The sequence below is a fragment of the Gordonia oleivorans genome, from assembly GCF_040044975.1.
Lineage (GTDB): Bacteria > Actinomycetota > Actinomycetes > Mycobacteriales > Mycobacteriaceae > Gordonia > Gordonia oleivorans.
Map to the genome: position 1 here is coordinate 32051 of NZ_JBDZDI010000010.1, position 13153 is coordinate 45203.

Genomic DNA, 13153 nt, shown 5'->3' on the forward strand with positions numbered 1-13153 from the left:
TCGCCCGCCCGCGATCGTTTCACCGCCGGATTTCGCGCGACGGCCCGTCTCGGGTGCCCCGGGCGAATACCCTGGGCAAATGGATCCCCTGGTGACGGCCGTCGTGATCGATGATCACCCGTTCTTCCGCGACGGCGTGGCCCGCGGGCTGACGCAGAGCGGACGCATCCGCGTGCTGGGGGAGGCGTCCGACGGCGAGACCGGGCTCGCCCTGATCAAACGGGAGCTGCCCGACGTGGCCGTCGTCGACTATCAGATGCCCGGCATGACCGGTGTAGACGTCGCGCATGCGGTCACCCGCGACGGACTGGCCACCAAGGTGTTGCTGCTCTCGGCGGTCACCGACTCACCCATCGTCTTCCGGGCGCTCGAGCAGGGCGCATCGGGATATCTCGCCAAGGACGCCGACCGCGACGAGATCGTCGGCGCCGTCACGCGGGTGGCCAAGGGTGAGACGGTCGTTCCACCGGAGTTGGCCGCCGGTCTGGTGGGCGAGATCCGGTCCCGGGCGACCTCGGACGCCCCGATCCTCAGCGAACGTGAACGCCAGGTGCTCGACGGCTTCGCGCGCGGCCTGTCCATTCCGCAGCTCGCCGCCGAGCTGTACATCGGCGCGTCGACGGTCAAGACCCACACCCAGCGTCTCTACGAGAAACTCGGCGTCTCCGACCGCGCGGCCGCGGTCGCCGAGGGCATGCGACGCGGGCTCCTCGAGTGACATCGGCCGACGGACCGGCCGACGCGGCACCACTCCTGGGCCTCGCCGAGCTCGCCGACGAACGCCGCATCTCCCGCATCCTGCTGGACAACGCCCGGCGCGGGGTCCGCATCCAGGTGACGTTGCGTCTACTGCTCGCGATCTTCGTCCTGCTCACCGTCACCGTCGACGCCCCCGCCGAGCATGCGGCGGCCTGCATCGCGATCGCAGTCGCGTATGCGGCGTGGGCGGTGGTGGGTGTCGTCCTCGCACCGCGCGGCGGCATGGACGTCATCCGCTGGTCGTGGACGGCGTTGTTCGTCGACCTCGCGGTACTGGTCGCGGTCACCCTGATCGCGGGCGCATCCGATGAGACCAGTTGGACCGCGGACATTCTCGTCGCCGGATTCTTCGTGGTGCCGATGATCGCGGCGGTCGGGTTGCGGCCGGGGGTCTGTGCGGCGGTGATGATCCCGACCGTCGTGGTCTTCTTCGTCGCCAGTGCGCTGGCCAAGGACCCCAACGGCCGGCCGTGGTCGTACATCCTGCTGAGCACCCTGGCCCTGGCGACCCTGGCCGTCGGCGCCGTGGCCCTCTCGCGTCTGCAACGCTCCCGGGTGGTGACGATCGGTTCGCTCGCCGCGGCACGGGCACGTCTTCTCGACGACGTGATCCAGATCGAGCAACGCGAACGCCGCGACCTGGCCGAACACCTGCACGACGGCGCGCTGCAGTACGTCCTCGGGGCACGGCAGGAGTTGGCGACCCTCCGCGACGGTCCCGCCGACCCGGAGACGGTCGCCCGCATCGACGAGGCGCTACGCGAGTCGGGGCAACTCCTGCGCTCCACCCTCGGGGAGCTCCACCCGGCCGTGCTGGAGCAGTCCGGGCTCGCGGTCGCACTGACCGACCTGGCCCGCTCGATAGAGCATCGCTCCGGCATGCACGTCGCCGTCGACACCGCCGGCTGGCCCGCCCGCACCACCACTCCCGCCGACTCGGTGCTCTTCTCGACCGCCCGTGAACTGCTCACCAACGTCGTCAAACATGCGCGTGCGAGCACCGTGGAGGTGACCGCCGAACTCGACGACGGCCGGGCACGACTCGTCGTCCTCGACGACGGCATCGGCATCGACGACGCCGCGGCCGCCCGGCGGATCTCCGACGGCCACATCGGATTGGCTTCTCGTCGAGCACGTCTGGAGGGTCAGGGCGGCAGCCTGGAGATCATCCGCCGCCCCGACGGTGGCACCGTGGCGATCGCCGTCCTCCCGGTGACCTCGCAGAGGTGAGCCGCCGGGGGACGAGTCGGTCCCCCGATCGGTGGAGGGCGGTTTCCACCATCGCATCCCCCGGTCGGCCGAAACCCGGAGCAGACGATCCACGGCAGAGTCATCGGTGTCAGCAGGACACGGGCCACACCACCGAGGCCCAGACCGAAAATCCGCACGGGACACCGTGATTCACTATCAGGAGACATTCATGACCAGCACCGCCCACCTCAGCACCGCACGCCTCGCCGCCGCCGGAGTCGGCGTCGCCTGCCTCACCGCCGGCGCCCTCGCACTCACGGCACCCGCCGCGCACGCCGGCACCCTGCCGGTCACCCACCCCGGCGAGCCGACCATCGCGATGACGATCACCAACCACACCGACAAGACCGAACACCTCCTCAACGACGGCACCAGCCCCAACGGCATCTGGGTCAACGCTCCCCGCCAGACCCTCGCCCCGGGTGCCACCGAGACCGTCACCGCCGTCGCACCGCACGGCACCACCCTCGACATGCACGTCGCCTACCGCGTCGGACTCGCCGGACCCACCGCGACCTACGAGGTCAGCAACAACCAGCACAACGCGAACATCGCCAACACCGGGGTGACCGGTCCGTTCGCGAAGAACTACTGGATCAACCACACCTTCTCGAGCCACTACCCCAACACCAACATCGGTTTCGATCTCTGGTGAGGACATCACCGACGACTCCGCTCACGCGAGCGTTCCGCATCCACGCGGCACGCCCGCGTTCGCGCGCTCAGTGCAATGACCGCGCAAGTGAACAGGTGCCGCGCCGAGCAGAGCACCCGCGTCCACCAGAGTCGCCCGCGTCAGTCAGGTGACATGATCGACCGGTGAGCACCATCGTCTTCGTCCACGCCCACCCCGACGACGAGGGAACCGGCACCGCGGGCAGCATGATCCGCGCCTCCCGTGAGGGGCACCGGGTGGTCGTCGTCTACTGCACCGACGGCGATCCGGGCGACGTGCCCGACGATCTCGCCCCCGGCGAGACGGTGGCGAGCCGACGACGCGGCGAGGCCGAGGCATCCGCGGCCATCACCGGAACCGAACGGATCGTGTGGCTGGGTTACGCCGACTCCGGGATGACCGGATGGGCGCAGAACGAGGCCGACGGCGTGTTCTCCCGCGCCGATCTCTCCGAGGCGGCGCGGCGGCTGGCCGACATCCTCGACGAGGAGAGCGCCGACGTCGTCGTCGGGTATGACTGGCACGGCGGCTACGGCCATCCCGATCACATCATGTTGCACAAGGCGACTCGCGCCGCGGCCGATCTCGCGGCGACGACGCCCCGCTATCTCGAGGTCACCATGAACCGCGACCTGATGCGGGAGTTGTTCGTCCTCGCGACCGCGGCGGGCATGGACGGGTTCGACCCGGACACCGCGGGCGACGACGGCAACCCGATCGGAACGCCTGAGGCAGAACTGCATTGGGCCGTCGACCTCGGTGACGACGTGATCGCCAAACGCGAGGCGCTGGCGTGTCACGCCAGTCAGACCGACGTCAGACAACTCCTGGAGATACCGGTCGAGATGTTCCCGTTCGCCTTCGGTACCGAGCACTACCTGGAACCGGGCCGACCGACCGGCATGGTCCGCGCCTGGTGGCTCGACGAGACGGCCACCGACGCCGACACCGACGCGCCGACCGGGTGACCGGCCGGCGCGTCGCAGGTGGATTCAGACGCCGACCGCAGCCCCGGTCAACGGCGGATTCTGCTCGAGGACGACATTCTCGTCCTCGGTGAATGCCCGTGCCCGGGAAAGGAATCGGACGCCCTCGGGTGATTCGAGACTGAATCCGGCGCCGCGTCCCTTGACCACGTCGAGGATGAGCTGGGTGTGCTTCCAGAGTTCGAACTGGTCGCCGTTGATCCAGACCCGCACCGCCGGTAGCGGTTCCGGGAGCGTGATCTCGCCGACCAACACATCACGTTGTCCCACACGGTATTCCCCGACCGGATAACACATCGGGGCCGAGCCGTCACAGCATCCACCACTTTGGTGGATCATGAGTCCGCCGTGCAGCTCCGACAATTTCGTCAGGAGCTGCACGGCGGCGTCTGTGGCGACCACCCGATCAGGCACTTGCTGTTCGGTGGTCATCGATTACCTCACTTCTCAGAAGAATCCCTTGGCATTCTGAGCGTAACCAACCAAGAGGTTCTTGGTCTGCTGGTAGTGCTCCAGCATCATCAGGTGGGTTTCGCGGCCGATACCGGACTGCTTGTACCCGCCGAAGGCGGCGTGTGCCGGGTAATCGTGGTAGGTGTTCGTCCACACGCGACCGGCCTGGATCTCGCGGCCCGCGCGGTAGGCGGTGGCACCGTCACGGCTCCACACACCGGCACCGAGGCCGTAGAGGGTGTCGTTGGCGATGTGGATGGCGTCGGCGTAGTCCTTGAAGGTCGTCACGGCCAGCACCGGGCCGAAGATCTCCTCCTGGAAGATGCGCATCTTGTTGTGGCCGTCGAAGACGGTCGGCTTGATGTAGTAACCGTCGGACAGATCGCCACCGAGGTCGGCGGCCTCGCCACCGATGAGCACCTTGGCACCCTCTTCCTGACCGATGGCCAGGTACGACTGGATCTTCTCGTACTGGTCGTTGGACGCCTGCGCACCCATCATGGTCTCGGTGTCGAGCGGGTTGCCCTGCTTGATCTTGCTGACGCGCTCGACGGCCTTGGCGATGAAGTCGTCGTAGATGTTCTCCTGGATCAGCGCGCGGCTCGGGCAGGTGCAGACCTCACCCTGGTTGAGGGCGAACATCGAGAAGCCCTCGAGGGCGCGATCGAGGAAGCCGTCGTCGGCGCTCATCACATCGTTGAAGAAGATGTTCGGGCTCTTGCCACCGAGTTCCAGGGTGACCGGGATCAGGTTCTCCGAGGCGTACTGCATGATCAGGCGGCCGGTGGTGGTCTCACCGGTGAAGGCGATCTTGCGGATGCGGTTGCTCGAGGCGAGCGGCTTGCCGGCCTCGACGCCGAAGCCGTTGACGATGTTGATGACACCGGCGGGCAGCAGGTCGGCGATGAGGCTCATCAGGTAGAGGATCGACGCCGGGGTCTGCTCGGCGGGCTTGAGGACGACGGCGTTGCCTGCGGCCAGCGCCGGGGCCAGCTTCCACACGGCCATCAGGATCGGGAAGTTCCACGGGATGATCTGGCCGACGACGCCGAGCGGCTCGTGGAAGTGGTAGGCGACGGTGTCCTCGTCGACCTCGGAGATCGAGCCCTCCTGGGCGCGCAGGGCGCCGGCGAAGTAGCGGAAGTGATCGATGGCCAGCGGGATGTCGGCGGCCAGGGTCTCACGGACGGCCTTGCCGTTGTCCCAGGTCTCGGCGACGGCGATCTTCTCGAGGTTCTCCTCGAGGCGGTCGGCGATGCGCAGCAGCACCAGCGAACGCTCGGCCACCGACACCTTGCCCCACTGCGGGGCGGCCTTGTGGGCGGCGTCGAGCGCGAGGTCGATGTCCTCGGCGGTGGAGCGGGCGACCTCGCAGAAGACCTTGCCGTCGACCGGTGAGGGATTCTCGAAGTACTGACCCTTGACCGGCGGGGTCCACTGGCCGCCGATCCAGTTGTCGTAGCGCGACTCAAAGCTCATCACCGATCCATCGGTTCCCGGCTTCGCGTAAACAGTCATGTGTCTCCAGCTCCTCAGTGCCAGTGTCGGGGTGTCACACGGCCGCTTGCCGCGGTGTGTGTGATCTGTTGCACAGAGTAGGAGGCCTGTGGTTGCAGCCACGTTGCAGCGGCGTTCGCAACGTTGCATACCCTCATTTCCGCTGTTCACAGCCACCGCCGGAGGGCAATCCCGGGGTGTGGTCGCCGGCGTCGGCGACGACGTTGCAACGTTGCGGCACGAAGAATCGATCGGACGGGGCCGCGGGCCGGGCATGGCATGCGCGGCGGGTGGCGAACGGGGGACGACGACGTCCCCTGAGGAACTGAAATCCCTCTACCGAAGAGATGAACTTTCCGGTCCGGACAACTACTCCATCGCCGTGAGCTGCAACGATGGCAGCGATCATCCCAGAGCTGTTCGCGATGGCGCATGTTCTTGCGTCAGATGAAAGATGTCCGTGTACGAGAACATCCGCGTCAGGTATCCCGAGAGGTTTCCGCCATGAGCACCCCCCGCTCGTCGACCGATCGATCCGCGTCGCCGCTCGTCGGCGTACTGCTCGTTCTCGCATGCGTGGTGGCGGCGACGCTGATGGCCGTCATGCTGATCACCGCGGTCGACACGGAGATGACCCCCGACCGGCCGATCGTCCCGACGATGAATGCCGATCCGCAGCAGCCGGGTGACCCGGCGGCGACTCAGACCCCGTGACGACTCAGGCCCCGTAGCGCCGATCCAGCAGCCGGATCCGGCCGCCGACCACCGCGCGATCCGGGTGTCCCACCGGAAGCCGGTGCTCGAGCCGACGCCACGCGACCAGATCATCGCGACCATGCGTCGACGACGTCCACGTCCGCAGCGCACCCACCTCGCCCTCGGCGATCACCCGCGAACGCACGTCCTCGCGGATCTCCTCGAAGATCTCGGTGATGCCGGGGGCGGTCGATTCGACGAGCAGTCCGCCGCGGCCGAGGGCCTCGACGACGGCGCTCAGATCCCCACCGTCGGCGATCCGCCGGCGGATGTCACCGATGTCGGAGGTCATGTCGACGGTCAGACGGTACGGCCGCGACGACACCACATCGGTGCCCAGGTCACGCCGCAGCCGGGAGATCTCCGCGCGCACCGTCACCGGGTCGATCCCGTCACCGGCCAGCTGTATGGCCAGTTGTTCGGTGTTGAGCCCCTCCGGGTAGGCCTGCAGCAGGATCAGGATCTCGGCATGGCGTCGTGACAGGGTGCGCTCACCGGCGGCGTCGCCGTCCCGTCGCCATCGGTAGGTGTTGTCGCCGAGGACGGTCAGCCGCGCGCCCCCGCTCTCGGCCGGTGCGGCAAAGGTCGCCGGGTCGGCCAGGTTCACCGCACGCGACTGCAGTTCACGCTCCACCGCGGCGACGACGGAACGCACCGCCGCCAGCGCGAACGGTGCGGCCACCTCCCGGCCGCCGGTCACGTCGATGACGCCGATCACGTGCCCGGTCAGCGGGTCGTGCACCGGGGCCGCCGCACAGCTGTAGTCCTGCACCGCATCGGAGAAGTGTTCCGGCCCGATCACCTGCACACCCTTGTCGACGGCCAGGGCCAGACCGGGCGCGTTGGTCCCCACCACGTCCTCGCTCCACACCGAACCCTCGACGAAGTTGATCGTGGCGGCCCGGTCGCGGGCCTCGGTGCTGCCCTCCACCCACAGCAAGCGGCCGACCTGGTCGGTCAACGCCACCACGACGCCGGAATCGGCGATGTCGTCGAGCATCAGGTTCTGCACGAGCGGACGCACCGAGGTGATCGGATGGTCCTGGCGGTAGCGGGAGAACTCGGCCATCGTCATGGTGGCGCTGTCGTCGTCCTCGGGGAGAGGATCGACCGGATCGATGCCGCGATCACGGGACCGCGACCAGGATTCACGCACCACCGAACGCACCGCGTCCGTGGGCGGCGTGATCCCCGACAGAAAATCCTCGTAGGCACGCCGGATACGCGACGTCCCGAGTTCCGTCATAGTTCTTCTCTCGCTAGCACCTCTGTCGCCCCGATTATGCCAACTTCGCTGTGAGGTGGGCTACACACCACGGTTTCAGCCACCGATATGTCACGGAAGCCAACCGTTCCGGCGCGGATATCGGGCCCGGAGATGACTGTAAAGATAGGTGCTGACCAGCAATGCGGCAGCACATCCGACCGCGGGCCAGAGGAAACCGTTGTTCATCGACGACGATCCCATGGCCGCCACCGCCCATCCGATCACCAGCAGGATGGTGGCGATGGTGGCGAGCAGTCGCACGACGAGCACGAAGGTCGTGATGATCCACCAGAGCGTGACACGGGCGGACTCCGCGGCGGGTGCCATGGCAGCAGCGTACCGAGGTCGCGGTACGCAGCCCCATCTCTCGGAGAACCTGCGGCCCGCCCCGGCCCGGGTTCGGGGCTGCCCGATATGCCCTCTTGTCGAGCACAATGGGGATATGCGCACCCTCCTGAACATCATCTGGCTGCTCTTCTGTGGCATCTGGATGGCCCTCGGCTACGTCGTCGCCGGCATCATCTGCTGCATCCTCATCATCACGATCCCCTTCGGAATCGCGTCCTTCCGCATCGCCAACTACGCCCTCTGGCCGTTCGGCCGCACCGTGGTCCGCAAGCCGACCGCCGGTGCGGCGTCGACGATCGGCAACATCATCTGGATCGTGTTCGCCGGACTGTGGCTGGCCATCGGCCACATCACCAGCGGTATCGCCATGTGCCTGACCATCATCGGCATCCCGCTGGGCATCGCCAGCTTCAAGATGGTGCCCGTCTCACTGCTACCGCTCGGCGCCGAGATCGTCCCCGCCGACCAGGCGACACCCGGCTACATCGCACCACCCCCGCCGCCCGTCCGGTACTGACCCGGGCGGTTTGCGCACCGAACCCTCCCACTCGAGGGCACGACCGCCGGGCACCGACCGCCCGTCACGACCCATCCGAACGTGCTCCGGGTCCGAACATCGGGCATGACCACCTTCGGTTCCGACGGGTCCCCGGCGACCCGCGTCCCGCACCACCGCCCACGCGTCGCCGTGGTCGGGAGTGGCGTCGCCGGACTCACCGCCGCCTACCGACTGTCCGCCCACGCGGCGGTCACCCTGTTCGAGGCCGATGACCGGCTCGGCGGGCACGCGCACACCCACCTCGTCGATGTCCCGGCCACGGCCGAGAGCCCCGCCGGCACCCTGGCCGTCGACTCCGGATTCATCGTCCACAACGACCGCACCTACCCCACGCTGCAGGCGATGTTCGCCGAACTGGGTGTCGCGACCCAGGAGACCGACATGTCGATGTCGGTGCGCTCGGAGATCACCGGCCTCGAATATGCGGGCGCACTGGGCGTATCGGGCCTGTTCCCCACCATGCGCACCCTGACCCGTGGCCGCTACCTGCGGATGCTCGGTGAGGTGGTCCGCTTTCATCGGGCGGCCCGCAAACTCCTCGACGATTCCGCTGCCGACGATTCCGCTGCCGACGGTTCGGCGGACGTGGCGCTCGCGGATTTCGTACGCCGCGAACGCTTCTCCGACTACTTCGTCGAGAACTTCCTGCTGCCGCTGGTCGCCGCGGTGTGGTCGTGTGATGCGCAGACCGCGGCGGAGTACCCGGCACGCTACCTGTTCACCTTCCTCGACCACCACGGCATGCTGACGGTGTTCGGCTCACCCACCTGGCGCACCGTCGTCGGCGGATCGGTCACCTACGTGAACGCGATCGCCGACCGGGTCGTCGCCCGTGGCGGACAGATCCGGCTCAACACCCCGGTGCGACGCATCGACGACCTCGCCGCGTCGATCGCCATCGCCACCGACGACGGCGAGTTGGAGATGTTCGACGCCGCCGTCGTCGCCACACATCCGCATCAGGCCCTGCGCGCTCTCGCCGCTCCCACACCGGACCAGCACAGCGTCCTCTCGGCGATCACCTACGACCCCAAACCGGCCGTGCTGCACACCGACATCTCGCTGCTTCCGCGCGCCCGGCGTGCGTGGGCGTCCTGGAACTACCAGATCCGCCCAGACTCGGTCAGCCCAGACTCGAGCAACCGAGACTCGAGCAACCCGGGCTCGAGCAACGCCGACTCGATCAGCGCTGCCCCGAACCCCACCCCGGACACCGTCGAACGCGCCGCGACCACCGTCCACGGCGACGCGCTCGATGGGTCCGGGGTGGCCGTCACCTACGATCTGACCCGGCTGATGCGGTTGCCGACCACCGCGCCGCGCATGCTGGTGACCCTCGGCCGCACCGATCTCGTCGACCCGGCGTCGGTGATCGCGGAGATGACGTACGAGCATCCGGTGTACACCACCGAATCGGTTGCCGCGCAGCGTCGTCTGGCGCAGATCAACACCGACCGGCTCGTGTTCGCCGGCGCCTACCACGGGTGGGGTTTCCACGAGGACGGTGCCGCATCCGGCGCGGGCGCCGCCGAACTCCTCATCGCCACGCTCGGCGAGAATGACCGTCGGGAAGCGAATCATCGCATGCTGCAACAGGACCCGACGTGAACGCCTATGCGGCCGCGCACGGGGCCCGGATCGTGGAAACCCGGATCACCCACACCCGCCGATCACCCCTGCACCATTCCTTCACCTATCGATCCTCGTCCTGGCTCATCGACGTCGACCGGCCACCCCGGTTCGACGGCCCCGGGGCATGGTTCGCCGAGTTCCGTCCGGCCGACCACTTTCCCGAACCGGTCGCCGACGGAGAATCGTTGCGCGAGAGGCTCAATGGTCATCTGTCCGGCGCCGGGGTCACCCCCGCCGACGGATCGGTGCTCGCACTGTTGTCGCCGCGGGTGGCGGGCTACGTGTTCAACCCGTTGAGCGTGTTCTGGTGTCACCGCGGCGACGGCAGCCTCGCGTATGTGGTGGCCGAGGTGCACAACACCTACGGCGAACGGCACTGCTACGTCGTCACACCCGACGACCACGGACGAGCCATGGTGGACAAGGAGTTCTATGTCTCACCGTTCCACGACGTGTCGGGCCACTACCGACTGCGGCTCCCCGAGCCCGATCCGTCCGGCCGGGTCGCCGTCTCGATCACGCTCGACCGCCCCGGCGCCGAGCCCTTCGTCGCCTCGTTGACCGGCCACGCCGTCCCGGTGACGCGGCGGACATTCCTTGCCGCACAACTGCGCACACCGTTGTCCCCGCTGGTGGTCTCGGCGCGGATCCGGTGGCAGGGCATCCGGCTCTGGGCGCGACGCCTGCCGATCAGGCCACGACCCGACCATGACCACACTTCGACCATCGCATCGACCGTGACGGAAGGACGCCGATGAGCACGCACATCCCGAACACCGATCACACCCACACTCACGATCTGACCCCCGAGGACGCCCACCGCTGGCCCGATGTGGCAGCGGTGCCGACCGGCCGGGCGGCCCGCCTGCGCGGACTGGCCGCGGGCCGGTTGTTCCGGTACGCCGCAGCCGATCTCGACGTCCGGATCGAGTATCCGGACGGCAGCCGCAACGGACGGTACGCCCAGTCGGTGCAGCCCCGGATGATCCTGCGTCGACCTGACGATTTCGCGCGCCGGGTGGGCAGCGGCGGGCTCATCGGTTTCGGTGAATCATTCATGGCCGGCGACTGGAGCACCGACGACCTCGTCGGCGTGCTGACCCCCTTCGCGTCGCGGGTCGCGCGCCTGGTGCCGCGCCCGCTGCAGGCCCTGCGGCCGCTGGTGCTGCCGAAACACCCTGCCGAGGAAGAGAACACGACCGCCAACACCCGGTCCAACATCGCCCGGCACTATGACCTGTCCAACGAGTTGTTCGCCACCTTCCTCGACGAGACGATGACGTACTCGAGTGCCCTGTTCGCCGATCCTGCAACCACCGATATCGACGATCTGCCCGCACCGGATTGGGCCGATCTGGCCGACGCCCAACGCCGCAAGGTGGACCGTCTCCTCGATCTCGCCGGCGTGCGTGAGGGCACCCGGCTCCTCGAGATCGGTACCGGCTGGGGTGAATTGTGTCTGCGCGCGGCTGCTCGCGGCGCCACCGTACGTTCGGTGACGCTGTCCTCCGAACAACGCGATCTCGCGCTGCGTCGCGTCGCCGAGGCCGGAGTGGCCGACCGCGTGCAGATCGATCTGCTCGATTACCGCCTCGTCGAGGGCACCTACGACGCGGTCGTGTCGGTGGAGATGATCGAGGCGGTCGGCGAAAAGTATTGGCCCACATATTTTTCTACCATCGACCGGTTACTGGCACCGGGGGGTCGGGTGGCCATCCAGGCGATCACCATGCCGCACGACCGGATGCGCGCCTCACGCCACACCTACACATGGGTGCACAAGTACATCTTCCCGGGCGGACAACTGACCTCCCTGAAGGCGTTGCGGTCGGTGACCGCCCAGCACACGTCGTTGCGGCTGACCGACACCATGGCGATGGGCACGCACTACGCGGAGACATTGCGGCTGTGGCGGGAACGCTTCACCGCCCGGCGACGTGAGGTCGCCGAACTCGGCTTCGACGCCACCTTCATGCGGATGTGGCAGTTCTATCTCGCCTACTCCGAGGCCGGTTTTCGGGCCGGGTATCTCGATGTGCATCAGCTGGTCTTCGCCCGGCCGGACCGGGGTGAACCGCGGTGACCGGCTGGGCGGGCTTCGGGATTCTCACCGCCTGTGCGCTGCTGCTCGTGGTGGTCCTGCAGGCGGTGACCTTCGCCATCGGCCATCGGATCGGGCGGTTCAACGTCGTCGACGTCACGTGGGGCCTCGGTTTCGTCGGGGTGGCCTGGCTGTCGCTGATCCTCGGTGGCGGCGACCCGGTCCGCCGATGGTTGCTGGCCGTCGGCGTGAGCGTATGGGGTCTGCGCCTGGCCTGGCACATGGTGGGCAAGTCCAAGGGCAAGGGGGAGGATCCCCGGTACCAGGAGATGCTGGAACGCTCCGGCGGCAACGGGCTGTGGGTGGTCGCCCGCAAGATCTTCGCCACCCAGGGTGCGGCGCAATGGTTTGTCTCCCTACCCATTCAGGTGTCGGCCGTCGCAGGTCCCACACCCGCCCCGGCCTGGATCGTGGCGGCGCTGGGCATCGTGGTCTTCCTCGTCGGACTGGGCTTCGAGGCGGTCGGCGACGCCCAGCTGCGGGCCTTCAAGGCCGATCCCGCCAACAAGGGCGCGATCATGGATCGCGGTCTGTGGGCGTGGACCCGTCACCCCAACTACTTCGGCGACGCATCGGTGTGGTGGGGCATCTGGCTGGTCGCCGCGAGTTCGGGTGCCATGACCACCGGAGCGACGGTGATCGGATGCCCGGGTGTGCTCACCGTGTTGTCACCGGTGGTGATGACCTACTTCCTGGTGTACGCGACCGGCGCCCGGCTCCTGGAGAAGTCGATGAGCCGCCGGCCCGGCTATCCCGAGTATCAAGCCCGCACGTCGTACTTCCTTCCCCGCCCACCGAGATCGCGGGGCGACGCATCCACCACGGCGACCCGGCCACGGCCATGATCTTCGGGGTACCGGCCACCGCG

14 protein-coding genes are annotated in these 13153 nt (G+C 67.9%); 10 read left to right on the top strand and 4 right to left on the bottom strand.

Going from position 1 to position 13153, the window contains the following annotated elements; genetic code table 11:
- Window positions 1-79: 79 nt before the first annotated feature.
- The 4 genes from ABLE92_RS15335 (at window position 80) to ABLE92_RS15350 (ending at window position 3654) form a co-directional block, all read left to right on the top strand.
- The gene (locus ABLE92_RS15335; RefSeq protein ID WP_348805662.1) at window positions 80-718 is read left to right on the top strand and encodes a response regulator; all 639 of its coding nucleotides are present in this window, start codon (window positions 80-82) and stop codon (window positions 716-718) included.
- Window positions 715-1989: a sensor histidine kinase gene (locus ABLE92_RS15340; protein ID WP_348805663.1), complete on the top strand. Its 1275-nt coding sequence runs from the start codon at window positions 715-717 to the stop codon at window positions 1987-1989. Before ABLE92_RS15335 ends, ABLE92_RS15340 begins: the two co-directional genes overlap by 4 nt.
- 190 nt (window positions 1990-2179) lie before the next feature.
- Window positions 2180-2665: a hypothetical protein gene (locus ABLE92_RS15345; protein ID WP_348805664.1), complete on the top strand. Its 486-nt coding sequence runs from the start codon at window positions 2180-2182 to the stop codon at window positions 2663-2665.
- 164 nt (window positions 2666-2829) lie between these two features.
- Window positions 2830-3654: a PIG-L deacetylase family protein gene (locus ABLE92_RS15350; protein ID WP_348805665.1), complete on the top strand. Its 825-nt coding sequence runs from the start codon at window positions 2830-2832 to the stop codon at window positions 3652-3654.
- Window positions 3655-3678: 24 nt separating this feature from the next.
- On the opposite strand, the gene ABLE92_RS15355 is transcribed toward ABLE92_RS15350, so the two are convergent.
- On the bottom strand, window positions 3679-4104 hold the full coding sequence (locus ABLE92_RS15355; RefSeq protein ID WP_348805666.1) for a DUF779 domain-containing protein: 426 nt from the start codon (window positions 4102-4104) through the stop codon (window positions 3679-3681).
- Between the two features lie 15 nt (window positions 4105-4119).
- Window positions 4120-5643 carry an acetaldehyde dehydrogenase ExaC gene (exaC, locus tag ABLE92_RS15360; protein ID WP_348805667.1) on the bottom strand — a complete coding sequence of 508 codons (1524 nt, stop codon included), beginning with the start codon at window positions 5641-5643 and terminating at the stop codon, window positions 4120-4122.
- Between the two features lie 483 nt (window positions 5644-6126).
- Here exaC and ABLE92_RS15365 point away from each other — a divergent pair, with 483 nt between their 5' ends.
- On the top strand, window positions 6127-6336 hold the full coding sequence (locus ABLE92_RS15365; RefSeq protein WP_348805668.1) for a hypothetical protein: 210 nt from the start codon (window positions 6127-6129) through the stop codon (window positions 6334-6336).
- A 4-nt stretch (window positions 6337-6340) separates the two neighbouring features.
- Here the strand turns inward: ABLE92_RS15365 and ABLE92_RS15370 are convergent, their stop codons facing one another.
- On the bottom strand, window positions 6341-7624 hold the full coding sequence (locus tag ABLE92_RS15370; protein ID WP_348805669.1) for a GAF domain-containing protein: 1284 nt from the start codon (window positions 7622-7624) through the stop codon (window positions 6341-6343).
- Window positions 7625-7714: 90 nt separating this feature from the next.
- Window positions 7715-7972, bottom strand: a complete 258-nt coding sequence (locus tag ABLE92_RS15375) for a hypothetical protein (protein ID WP_348805670.1) — start codon at window positions 7970-7972, stop codon at window positions 7715-7717.
- Window positions 7973-8087: 115 nt separating this feature from the next.
- Here ABLE92_RS15375 and ABLE92_RS15380 point away from each other — a divergent pair, with 115 nt between their 5' ends.
- From ABLE92_RS15380 to ABLE92_RS15400, 5 genes are all read left to right on the top strand, one after another.
- Window positions 8088-8510: a YccF domain-containing protein gene (locus ABLE92_RS15380; protein WP_348805671.1), complete on the top strand. Its 423-nt coding sequence runs from the start codon at window positions 8088-8090 to the stop codon at window positions 8508-8510.
- Between the two features lie 105 nt (window positions 8511-8615).
- Window positions 8616-10160, top strand: coding sequence for an NAD(P)/FAD-dependent oxidoreductase (locus ABLE92_RS15385; RefSeq protein ID WP_348805672.1), 1545 nt, complete (start codon window positions 8616-8618; stop codon window positions 10158-10160).
- Window positions 10157-10942 carry a DUF1365 domain-containing protein gene (locus ABLE92_RS15390; protein ID WP_348805673.1) on the top strand — a complete coding sequence of 262 codons (786 nt, stop codon included), beginning with the start codon at window positions 10157-10159 and terminating at the stop codon, window positions 10940-10942. Before ABLE92_RS15385 ends, ABLE92_RS15390 begins: the two co-directional genes overlap by 4 nt.
- Entirely contained in the window at window positions 10939-12267 is a 1329-nt protein-coding gene (locus tag ABLE92_RS15395; protein WP_348805674.1) for a class I SAM-dependent methyltransferase, read from the top strand. Before ABLE92_RS15390 ends, ABLE92_RS15395 begins: the two co-directional genes overlap by 4 nt.
- Complete coding sequence (locus tag ABLE92_RS15400; protein ID WP_348805675.1) at window positions 12264-13130, top strand: DUF1295 domain-containing protein; 867 nt, start codon at window positions 12264-12266, stop codon at window positions 13128-13130. The genes ABLE92_RS15395 and ABLE92_RS15400 overlap by 4 nt, the downstream gene beginning before the upstream one ends.
- Window positions 13131-13153 lie beyond the last annotated feature (23 nt).

Bases quoted from the DNA above. Each gene is read 5' to 3' on its own strand.
- ABLE92_RS15335 (WP_348805662.1), top strand. From the start codon at position 80: ATGGATCCCCTGGTGACGGCCGTCGTGATCGATGATCACCCGTTCTTC.
- ABLE92_RS15345 (WP_348805664.1), top strand. From the start codon at position 2,180: ATGACCAGCACCGCCCACCTCAGCACCGCACGCCTCGCCGCCGCCGGA.
- ABLE92_RS15355 (WP_348805666.1), bottom strand. From the start codon at position 4,104: ATGACCACCGAACAGCAAGTGCCTGATCGGGTGGTCGCCACAGACGCC.
- exaC (WP_348805667.1), bottom strand. From the start codon at position 5,643: ATGACTGTTTACGCGAAGCCGGGAACCGATGGATCGGTGATGAGCTTT.
- ABLE92_RS15365 (WP_348805668.1), top strand. From the start codon at position 6,127: ATGAGCACCCCCCGCTCGTCGACCGATCGATCCGCGTCGCCGCTCGTC.
- ABLE92_RS15370 (WP_348805669.1), bottom strand. From the start codon at position 7,624: ATGACGGAACTCGGGACGTCGCGTATCCGGCGTGCCTACGAGGATTTT.
- ABLE92_RS15375 (WP_348805670.1), bottom strand. From the start codon at position 7,972: ATGGCACCCGCCGCGGAGTCCGCCCGTGTCACGCTCTGGTGGATCATC.
- ABLE92_RS15380 (WP_348805671.1), top strand. From the start codon at position 8,088: ATGCGCACCCTCCTGAACATCATCTGGCTGCTCTTCTGTGGCATCTGG.
- ABLE92_RS15385 (WP_348805672.1), top strand. From the start codon at position 8,616: ATGACCACCTTCGGTTCCGACGGGTCCCCGGCGACCCGCGTCCCGCAC.
- ABLE92_RS15395 (WP_348805674.1), top strand. From the start codon at position 10,939: ATGAGCACGCACATCCCGAACACCGATCACACCCACACTCACGATCTG.